Genomic DNA, 11,006 nt, shown 5'->3' with positions numbered 1-11,006 from the left:
CTGGCGCGGGGGTTCGAATCCCCCATTCTCCGTATACAGAGAGCTATAACGTGAGTGTAGGAGTTTAAATCAACTTATACCTATTAATTAAATATTTTGGAGAATTACTCAAGAGGCTGAAGAGGACGGTTTGCTAAATCGTTAGGTCGGGTAACTGGCGCGGGGGTTCGAATCCCCCATTCTCCGTAATGTGATTCGATAACTTGTATGCTCTTTTTGGCTCTTTGTCAACTGTTTGTTTTGTAGTATAATATTTTGCAACTTTGTGTTCCTCTTTTTGTTTGTGGTGAATAACAGGTATAACACAGAGGTGTTTTCTTATTCCTAAATAATCTTTTAATTGACAACAGGGACTCTTGAAGCTGTTATCAAATGAAATCAAGAACTAGCTAGAAGCTAGTTGAATCAGCTCATTTTTAGGAAGTTTCGGTAGCTAACTTTATTATATGACTTTCATAAATAATATGATTTGAAAATACCATTTTTAATAAAAATACTTGCCTAAAAGTTTGAATAATGTTAAAATAAAATAAAAAATATAGTGGGAGTGAAAATATGTCAGGACAAATTCGTGTATCTCCAGAGACCCTCCAATCACGTGCACGTGAATATGGGAAAGCTGCAAACGATATCAGAGTTATTTTGAGCAATCTTCAACGTTTGCAAGATACCTTGCGTTCAGAATGGGAAGGTGCTGCGTTCCAAGGCTTTGATCAACAATTCCTTGAATTGAAACCAAAGGTTGAAAACTTTGCTGATTTGATGCAACAAATCAATACACAACTTGATAAGACTGCTCAAGCGATGCAACAAAATGACCAAGATTTATCTAGAAACTTTGGTCTTCAATAATCTAAAGTTGAGGTTGAGGAGAAATCCTCAACTTTTTTACTATATTTAGTTAAGGAGAAAATGTGAAAAAGAAAGTTTTATTTAGTTTAGGATTGTTATTGTTGTTTGTTACATTGCTAGTGTCTTTCTTTGCTATTGTAAAACCAACACCTATCAGTCGAACGAATTCCGAGTCTTCAGCACAACAAGCTCCCATCAAAGTTGCAGTTGTTAATGAGGATACAGGCAAGGTATATAATGGACAGCCAATTAATATCGCTAATACCTTAGTAAATTCGTTTATTTCTAAAAATAATTACAAAGTGGAAGTGGTTTCTCGATCAATTGCTGAAAGTGGTTTGAAAAATGAGAACTATCAGTTGATGGTAGTCTTCCCAAGTAAGTTTTCAGAAGAGGCTTTAGCTCTCGAATCCTCATCACCTGTTCAGGCGAAGTTTCAATATCAAATTCAGTCAAGTGATCAATTAACTGTTAAGCAGGCAGAACAAGCTGTAGTAGCTTTTAAAGAGCTTTTTAATAAGGACTTGATTAATATTTATTTTACTAGTATTATTGGAAACTTAAGAACTGCACAAGGGCAGGTCTCAGATGTAGTTGCAAATGAACAAGAGTCACTAGCGTCCTTTAATAATAAGTTAGTGGATCCTCTCGCTCAATATAGTCAACAATTTAATGGTTTAGGTTCATCACCGAATAATCTTTTATCATCGTATTTGTCATTTAACAAGACCCTGTTAAATACAAATGATGCCTTTAAATCAATTGATTCTGTCAATAAGACATATGAGGGACCAATAAAAGAAATAGATGAGCAACAAAAAAAATGGGATAATTCCTTGGAAAAAAGAGAAAAGTCTTTGGCCAACTATGATACAGAATTTTCTAAATTATCAGTTAAGGAACAATTAACTCGATTAACTGCTATAAACACTCAAGTTACTGAGAAGTTATCAGAGCCAGCTATTTGGAAAGAAACTACTGATACGGCTTCTTCCTATAATCAAGATATCACAAAACTTCTCGAAAGCTTGAAGAAGAATAATAAGGAAATTGATGATACCTTATCGAATTATGATACAAAGATTAGAGAAGCAGTAGAGTCTTCCTTGGCTAAAAACTCCTCAGCGGTAGATGGAGCTAATAAAACTCTTGGAAGTTATATTCAGTCGTTAAATACTAGTATGCAAAATCAAATTACTAGTAAATGGCCAAGTGTATACTACGATGATGCAGCTATAAATAATCTTTCTTTGTCAGATACTGATAAACAACATTTGAAAAATATAAGTGCTTTTATACAGTGGTATAGTAAGAAGACAGGGAAAGAATTACCAACTTTGCAAGCTACAACACTTGAAAATGAAGAGTTCTCTCAGTTGAAGAATGACATTAAATCTAAGAGCACAACAAAACGTGATCTAACATTGCCTTCATTTGAAGGAAAAATTTCAAAATTAACGTTAACAGTACCAAGCGGATACTATCTTAAAGAATCAAACTATGGATTTTCTGATCTTGGAGGAGGGAGTTATCAGGTATCTATCCCTAGTGAAGCATCTCCAGGTATGACTATTTCATACACACTAGGAATCAAGAATGAAAATGATCTCAATGTCTTATCACCTGTGCTTGTTAAGTATCAATTAGATACGACAGAAGATGTAAAAGTTATAAAGGAAGATGCCCCTTATGTAGAAAAAGATAAAATAGAGAATGAGACAGTTCATTCTGCGCCTGTTAGTCCAGCTACTTCTGTAACGTCAAGTTCCTCTACGTCTGATGGGCAGAAACCAACAGAAATTATCACAATTACGAAGACCATCACGACTACTAAGATAAATCAAACAGAAAAAAAAGTTTTGAATCGTCATTATGAGATGCAAGACATTATTTCTAACTGGGAGTACAATCCTACTAAGTTAACTCAAGCGATTTATAAAGATGTTGAGGCGTATCTACAGTTATCAGGACTTGTTACTGCGTTTTACGGCTTAGATTTATCTAAAAACACGTACACAGATACTACGTTTGTTCCAGCAGAAGGTTCTCTTGCTTCCTTAGCAAATAATGATGACCTCAAGACCATTGTGACCAATCTAATCAAAGCGACCACAGTAGAAGCTCTAAAATCAGATTTGAAGATTTCGGATAAAAAATTGACGGATATTCAGTCTCGATTAGCTAACACTGAGAAATTAACATCTAATATTGAACAGCTGAGAACAACAACCAAAGATTTAATGACTCAGTTAAGTCAGTTAATTGAACAAACCAAATTAGTGGATAAAACAATTACAGATAAGCCTAGTTTTGTTGAAACAGAAAAAGTAGATAATACTAATATGGTTACAGTTAGTATGGATATGAACAGGGACCTAGGCACACTGATGTCAGCTAGTAAAACCTTGATGGACAATACAAAAGCAAACCAAGCTGTTTCTGAGACAATTGAAGCTACTATGACTCAGTTGACAAATGATGTTAATACATTGGAAAAAGACGGAAAATCATTAACTGAACGCGTTTCTGAGTTGAAGAAAATCATGTCTAGTGAATATGGTTCAAACGAAGAATTCCTTAAAAACTTTTCTACTGTTTTGAGCAATACTAAAACGGGTAACACCAAAAATGAAGCTGTCTATGAATATTTGTCGAACCCTGTTGATGCTTCGAAAATTGGGAATGTCGTATCAGCTGCGACCAATTCACCGTCACAGACTAATCGTCAAGATGAGAGATCAGGGCTTCTTATTATCTTAATTAGCTATCTTGTTAGTTTAGTTGTTGCTTATCTTTTCCAACATGCAGATAAAGAAGAATTACAAAGATTAATGAGTTTGAAAGATCGTTTATCATGGAAAAATTCTTCTGGCCCTATGCTCTTCCTGAGTGCTATTTCAGTGGTTGCTGGTTTTATAATTGCGACTGTTTCTGGAATTAAACTTGGTTTCTCTCTAGCACAATTGAGTTGGTTTATAGTACTTCTTATGTTAGTAAGTCTAATGATGACATATGGTCTGAATATTCTTATTGATAAGCTAAAAAGTTTAGGATTTTTGATAAGTGTAAGTCTAATACTACTTTACATCATCTCAGCGACTCAATTATTTGACGAATATTATGTGAACTCAGCTCCTATTTTAGCAACACTTTCTCCTTTGACTTATCTAGAAGGTGTGGTGAAATTGTTTATTAATCAACAAAGTGGAGTGGAACAGTCAGTAGTTGTAATTGTAGTTTTAACGATTGCTTTAGGACTTGGGAATGTTTTCTTGTATCGACAAGTTAAGGATAACAAGTAATATGAAAAAAGCTATTGTCTTTATTTTTCTATTGTTTTCAATTTTTACAGGGGAGAGTGTCGCTTTTGCAAATGATGGCTCCTTGCAAATAGACACCTCTTTAGATAAAAATACAAAGAAAACGGAGATTCAGTACTTTGAACAGGAGGGGAATTTAACAAAGTTATTTCGTCCTGAGACATATAAATTGATTGATACTACTAAAAAAGTTGATGAAGAAAAGTATCAATTAGTTAAAACAAACTTATTTATCACTAAGGTAGTATCAGAGAATGTTGTTAATGAGTATCAATCTGCTTTATTTACCAGTCAAATTCAAGTCAATCATAGTGATAAAAAGAATGTTTCACTTAATAATGTAAATTCTCCTGTTTCTTGGACAGCAATTTTATTGTTTATACTAGGGGTAATTATTACAATCTATTCACTCATATATAAAAAATTACATATATTTAAACAATAAAATCAATAGAAAAATATTTTAGGAGATACAGCTGTATCTCCTTTTTTATAAGCAGAAAACTCTTTAATATTCATGTTTTGCGTGATATAATAAACATAATGGTATAAGATTAGGAGATTTTTATGGAAGAGTACATTAATATTAGTCTTGATTGTTCACCTTTTTTATCTAAAATATTAGATTTAAGAGTTCCTATTGAGTTAACCATTAAAGAATTGATACAAATCGTATCCGATACTTATGGCATAGAGGTCAAGACATTGAATCCAAGTGTTAGAAATCAACAGTCTGGAGAGATACTTGCTAGTACTAGTAGTCTAACATTAGTAAAAGACGGAGTGTTATTAAAATTAGAAAGAATATAATTAGGGAGTAAGATATGGAAATTCAAAAACATGAATTAGTTGTTGGAGATATCAAAGGAAATCGTGAAATAGCATTTGCTCTATTAACGGCAGAACAACCTTATTTTGTAGCTCAAAATATAATTGAGGAGGAAGATAAATTAACGATTGAAAGTCTTTTGACAGATGAATATTATTCTTGGGATAAGTTGATTACGATGATTGATGAAGAAAAATTGCGTCATCTGATAAATATTGGTCAACTATTTAACTCGCTGAAGGATTCTATTTATACTTATGAATTATCACCCAATAATCTAGTATTTTCACGAAATGGGAATCCCCTATTTGTTTTTCGTGGTGTCAAAGGACAAGTACCACCATATGATGCATTAAGTTTAGATGAGTTTACAGTTAACTTCAAAGCTATGATAGTATCTCTACTAGATAAAAAGGTAAGTTATGAGGAATTGATAGAGGGACAGTCACCATTTTACAAAGGAAAATTATTTTGTGAAACTATCATGAAGGCAGAAAGTTTGGATGAAATTATATCTTTATTAGTAGAAAATTATCTGGAAGAGAAGGAACAAAATAAAGAAAAATTTTCACGTGTATCTAATCAACTGGTTTCACGATTGAAGTGGACTGCTCTAATCACATCACTTATTGGAGTACTGTCAATTGTTGGGGTACTTTATTTTGCATTATTCGCTATGCCTAGCCAACAAATGATTTCTGATTTGCGTCTAGCTTTTGTTCATCAAGATTACTCAACAGTTGTATCTACTGTTAAAAATACAGATTCTAAATCACTTAGTCAGGACGATGCCTATATGGTAGCTTATTCCGTAATCAAAACAGAACCTTTAACAGATGCGCAAAAGACGGAGCTATCAAAAATATCAACTCAATCAAATATAGACTATCTTCGTTACTGGGTGTTGATTGGTCAGTCAAAAATTGATGAAGCTATAGATATTGCAAGTTACCTAGATGATCCGCAGTTATTGATGTATGGTTTGACTAAAAAGATTGATGAAGTCCAGAGAAATCCTAGCCTAACATCAGAACAACGTACTGAGCAATTGAGTAATTATAAGAGTAAATTGGAAGAGTTGAAGAAAAACTACTTAACACCAGAGGCTAACAAGTCAAACACGACTTCAACCTCTACAGAGTCAAGATAGGAGTGGTATATGAATTATTTAATTTTTGAAGACAATATTTATCCACTCTATATAGGGAACACCTATCAAATGGGACCTTCAGTAGCTTCTAATATCTATCTTCCTTGCCTTGAAAATATTACGTTAGAGGTCAAGAAAACGGGAATTGGGCTACTAGGAAAGACTTATGGCCAAGGGCATCATTTAGTTTCTATAGACGATAAAATAAATATTTCCCTACTAGTTATTGAGAATACAGAGTATTATCTTCTTCCTGAGAAAATACTCTACTTATCAGATAAGAAAGAAGCATCCATTCGGTTAGTCGATTTTCCTACAGAAATCATTTTGACCTTTGACGGAACAAATAAGACGATTTACAGTGCTAGTTCATATTATGTTAATGGTGAAAGAAAAACTGGAAAACAAGATATCCAAGATAAGGACCAACTTATTTTTGAACAAGGTGTAGCTTTATCTATTCAGAAGCAAATTCTATCTATCCAGTCACTATTTTCTATTGAGACGAGCTTACTGCCTTTCTCTGAAGTAATGGTCGAAGATCGTTCAAAAGAATTTCATCGCTCTCCACGGATTATTCTAAGAGAACCCGAGGATAAAGTAACGATTGCTCCTGCACCAACAGAAGATGAAGGTAAAAAACAATCATTACTAAAATTGCTTATTACTCCGTTAGCAATGATTGCTTTTACTTTACTGACGGTTTACTTTACACGTAGTGGTGGAATGATGTTTATGATGATGGGGATGTCTGTCATTACTATTGGGACTTCCATTCATACTTATTTTTCTGACAAAAAATCACATAAAGAACTTCAGGAACAGAAAATTAATGAGTATATGAAATACTTGGAAACCAAGTATTCACAATTAGCTAACTTACGTGAAGAACAAGTTAAGGCTTTGGTGTATCATTTCCCTGGCATGGACCAGATTTTAGAAATGGTAGAAAAAACTGATAGACGTATTTACGAAAAAACACTTTATCATTTTGATTTTCTGTCTTATCGTTTAGGGTTGGGTGAAGTTGGCTCCAGTTTCTACATTGAGTACTCTGATTCAGAATTGACTAAATATAATGCAGTTGCTAATCAAAAAATTCAAGAATTACTTTCCTACTATCGTGTGACTGATCAAGTCCCTATTACTCATACATTAACAAGTCCCACAGGATATATAGGGACACGTCAAATAGTGATTGAACAAGTTCAACAGATGATGATTCAATTAGCGACTTTCCAAAGTTACCATGATTTACAGTTTATTCCAATTTTCCGAGAGGAAGAGTTGGAGCTATGGAATTGGAGCCGATGGTTACCTCATACGAAAATAAAAGCACTAAATAGCCGTGGTTTTGTTTATAATCAACGTACTCGCGATCAACTATTAACGTCACTCTATCAAGTTATTAAAGATAGAAAGTTGGATAGTGAGCAGGATAAAGGAAAAGAAAAACAATACAGTCCTCATTATATTCTCTTTATTACAGATTTAAGTTTGATGTTGGATCACAATATTATGGAGTATATCAATGAAGATTTATCCCATTTAGGAATTCATTATGTTTTTGTAGAGGAAGTGCTTGAAAGTCTGCCAGAACATGTTAAAACAGTTGTTGACTATAGAGGAGATAAAAAAGGTATAGTATTACTTCAGGATGGCAATTATACAAATAAAGAAATTACGCCTCTTCCATCTGTAAGTTTATCTGAAAAGGAAAATTTCGCAAGAAATCTTGCGGGTATTCATCATGTTCAGACTTTGCGTAATTCGATTCCGAATAGCATTACTTTCCTAGAGATGTATGGAGTCAATAAAGTAGAGGAACTAGATCTTTTAAAACGATGGCAAGAGAATGAGACTTTCCAAACAATGGCTGTTCCTTTAGGAGTACGAGGTAGAGACGATATTCTTTATCTAAATATTCATGAGAAGGCGCATGGCCCTCATGGATTGATTGCTGGTACTACGGGATCAGGAAAGTCTGAGCTTATTCAGTCCTACATTCTATCTTTAGCTGTGAACTACCATCCGTATGAAGTTGCTTTCCTCTTGATTGACTATAAAGGGGGAGGAATGGCCAATCTCTTTGCAGACCTACCTCACGTCGTTGGTACGATTACGAACTTGGATGGCAACCAGGCTAACCGAGCTCTGGTATCTATAAAGGCTGAACTTAAGAAACGTCAGCGTATTTTTGCTGAAAATGATGTTAATCATATCAACCAGTACATGAAACTCTTCAAAGAAGGGAAGGTCAAAGAACCATTACCACACCTATTAATCATTAGTGATGAGTTTGCAGAGTTGAAGGCGAATCAACCAGACTTCATGGATGAATTGGTCTCTACGGCTCGTATTGGTCGTTCATTGGGAGTTAAATTAATTTTAGCAACCCAAAAACCTAGTGGAGTTGTCAATGATCAGATTTGGTCAAACTCTAAGTTTAAAATAGCTCTTAAAGTACAGGATGTTGCAGATTCTAGAGAAGTAATCAAAACACCTGATGCAGCAGAAATCACACAGACAGGTAGAGCCTATCTTCAGGTTGGGAATAACGAAATCTATGAGCTATTCCAAAGCGCTTGGTCGGGTGCAGATTACAATCCAGAAGGACGGAACCATGTTCAAAGAAACACAACTGTATATGAAATTACAAGCAATGGTCAATACAATGCGATTAATAAAGACTTGAGTGGTTTAGTCAATAAAAAAGAAGCAAAGGCTGTTCCAACAGAATTAGATGCCGTTGTGGATAGAGCAAATGAATTATTTAATAGTCTTCATATTCCGAAGGTATCAAGTCCATGGCTTCCACCACTTGAAGAAAAAATATATGCCAAAGATCTACAATCTACTAATTTTAAGGACTATTGGGGACGTTCAGAGGCATTACAACCTATTTTGGTTGGGTATCAAGATATTCCTGAAAGACAGGAACAATCCCCCCTTTATTTCAATATGGAACAAAGAGGCCATATTTTATTAGTTTCTAGTCCAGGATTCGGGAAGTCCACTTTTCTACAGAACTTTGCGATGGATGTGATTCGTAAGCACACACCAGACCAAGTCCATTTCTATCTCTATGACTTTGGTACCAGTGGCTTAATCTCTATTTCTGATTTTCCTCATATTGCAGATTATTTCACCTTGGATGAAACTGAGAAGATCATGAAATCCCTTCGATTCTTGAATAGAGAGATAAAAACTCGGAAACATGCTCTTTCTCAAGCAAGAGCCACAAATCTAGCGCAATACAATCAGTTGTCAGATGAGAGTTTTCCAACTATTTTCATCGAGATAGATGGTTTTGATAGTGTTATGGATGCCCCATTCGTAGATGCCTTTTATGATACTTTAAATGTCATTGCTCGAGATGGTGCCTCTCTAGGAATCTATCTAGTCGTGACACTTTCTCGTCTCAATGCGATGCGTTTACAGCTACAATCCAACTTTAAGACCAAGATTTCTCTCTTCTTATTTGATAACAGTGACTTATCAGGTGTAGTAGGACGTTCAAATATTCCACTCGATGAAATCAAGGGTCGTGCCATAGCTAAGTTTGATGATATCGTCCAATTCCAAGTGATGTTGCCGTACAGTAGTGAACATTACACGGACTACATAAAGGAAGTTCGTGCAGAACAAGAAGCAATGGCTGTGGCATACGATGGACCAATTCCTACAGGCATCCCAATGTTGCCAGAAAAGGTAACCAAAGAAGTGATGGCAGAAATCTTAGAAAGCAGTCAAGACTTTATCTTGGGACTTGAAAGAGAAGCAGTTGTCCCAGCATCCTTTAGTTTTGAACGTCCGATGCTTGTGGCTTCAAATAGTCCTGCTTTTGTAACGAATTACTATAAATTACTAGAATATCACCTAAACCGTTTATCAGGAGTGTATAATACTGTTATTTTAGATCCTAGTCAGCGTATTAACAATCAGTTCTTTGATGGTATTCAACGATTTGATACTTCTTTAGAGGTTGATAATGTCATGAAGACGATATTAGAAGACTTTAAGAAACGAGTTGCGTCTCCAAATCAGGACTATCCAAAATGGTTAATTTTGATACCTGATATTGCTGCGACGGCTATGGCGGCTGGAGTGAGTGAACTGGACTTCAAGCAACTCCTTAGTGAAGGAGCTCAGTATGGAGTAACCTTGCTCTTTATAGGCGCCTACCAAGATCTAGTAGCGAACAATTACGACACTTTTGTAAAATTAGCGAATCAGTTAGTGGATCAAGTCTTTCTTGGTGTACGTATCAGTGATCAAGATCATACTCGCTATCCTTACATCACAAATGAGCTGGCACTGAAACCTAACCAAGGCTACATCCTTTATCCGGACCGCTATGAATCCATTCAATTATTAGAAATTTAGAGAGGGGATTTATGTCAGATACTAAGTTATTACCACTAGGCAGTGTTATTGTTTTAAAGGGAAGTACTAAAAAGATGCTCATCATTGCTCGTGTGATTGCAGCACCCGTTAAAGGAGATCTCTACCGTTTTGATTACGGAGCTTGTCTCTATCCAGAAGGGATGGTAGGGGATAGCCTTATCTATTTCAATGACGAAGATATTTTCAAGGTTGTTCAAGAGGGCTATAGCGATGATGACAATGAGCTTATGCTAGACCATATTGCTTCGGTTGTATCTACAACAGATATTCCCAAGGGGAATGTTGCTGAGTTGAATGAAGCAAATGAACTAGGAGGATAATACATGGGTGAAATAGACTATGATCAAATCTATTATCTTCAAGGTAGAGTGAATCAACACTACTCCAGCATCTCCTCCGCCCAATCACGGATTACTTCCATTGATGAAAAATTGGAACGTCTTCGCAC

Annotated in this window: 7 protein-coding genes and 1 tRNA gene; all 8 read left to right on the top strand. The window is 35.2% G+C overall.

Annotated elements, in window-relative coordinates; translation table 11 throughout:
* Positions 1 to 98 precede the first annotated feature (98 nt).
* The 8 genes from HMPREF9184_RS00310 to HMPREF9184_RS00275 all read left to right on the top strand — a co-directional run bounded on the left by HMPREF9184_RS00310 (position 99) and on the right by HMPREF9184_RS00275 (position 10,878).
* A tRNA-Ser gene (locus HMPREF9184_RS00310) sits at positions 99 to 186 on the top strand.
* A gap of 369 nt (positions 187 to 555) precedes the next feature.
* Positions 556 to 852 carry a WXG100 family type VII secretion target gene (locus tag HMPREF9184_RS00305; protein ID WP_000016588.1) on the top strand — a complete coding sequence of 99 codons (297 nt, stop codon included), beginning with the start codon at positions 556 to 558 and terminating at the stop codon, positions 850 to 852.
* A gap of 62 nt (positions 853 to 914) precedes the next feature.
* Entirely contained in the window at positions 915 to 4,154 is a 3,240-nt protein-coding gene (gene esaA, locus HMPREF9184_RS00300; protein ID WP_000731017.1) for a type VII secretion protein EsaA, read from the top strand.
* A gap of 1 nt (position 4,155) precedes the next feature.
* On the top strand, positions 4,156 to 4,617 hold the full coding sequence (gene essA, locus HMPREF9184_RS00295) for a type VII secretion protein EssA (protein ID WP_000709333.1): 462 nt from the start codon (positions 4,156 to 4,158) through the stop codon (positions 4,615 to 4,617).
* A gap of 122 nt (positions 4,618 to 4,739) precedes the next feature.
* Entirely contained in the window at positions 4,740 to 4,982 is a 243-nt protein-coding gene (locus HMPREF9184_RS00290) for a hypothetical protein (protein ID WP_000393429.1), read from the top strand.
* Positions 4,983 to 4,996: 14 nt separating this feature from the next.
* Entirely contained in the window at positions 4,997 to 6,151 is a 1,155-nt protein-coding gene (gene essB, locus HMPREF9184_RS00285; RefSeq protein ID WP_000405440.1) for a type VII secretion protein EssB, read from the top strand.
* Between the two features lie 9 nt (positions 6,152 to 6,160).
* A complete protein-coding gene (gene essC, locus HMPREF9184_RS00280; protein ID WP_001108401.1) occupies positions 6,161 to 10,537 on the top strand; it encodes a type VII secretion protein EssC in 4,377 nt (1,458 codons plus the stop codon).
* A gap of 11 nt (positions 10,538 to 10,548) precedes the next feature.
* Positions 10,549 to 10,878 carry a DUF4176 domain-containing protein gene (locus tag HMPREF9184_RS00275; protein WP_001285417.1) on the top strand — a complete coding sequence of 110 codons (330 nt, stop codon included), beginning with the start codon at positions 10,549 to 10,551 and terminating at the stop codon, positions 10,876 to 10,878.
* Positions 10,879 to 11,006: the final 128 nt, after the last annotated feature.

It is taken from the genome of Streptococcus sp. oral taxon 058 str. F0407 (genome assembly GCF_000235485.1).
In the GTDB taxonomy this organism is placed as follows: domain Bacteria; phylum Bacillota; class Bacilli; order Lactobacillales; family Streptococcaceae; genus Streptococcus.
The sequence above is the reverse complement of the archived record's forward strand: the minus strand, read 5'-3'. Positions and strand labels throughout refer to the sequence as shown.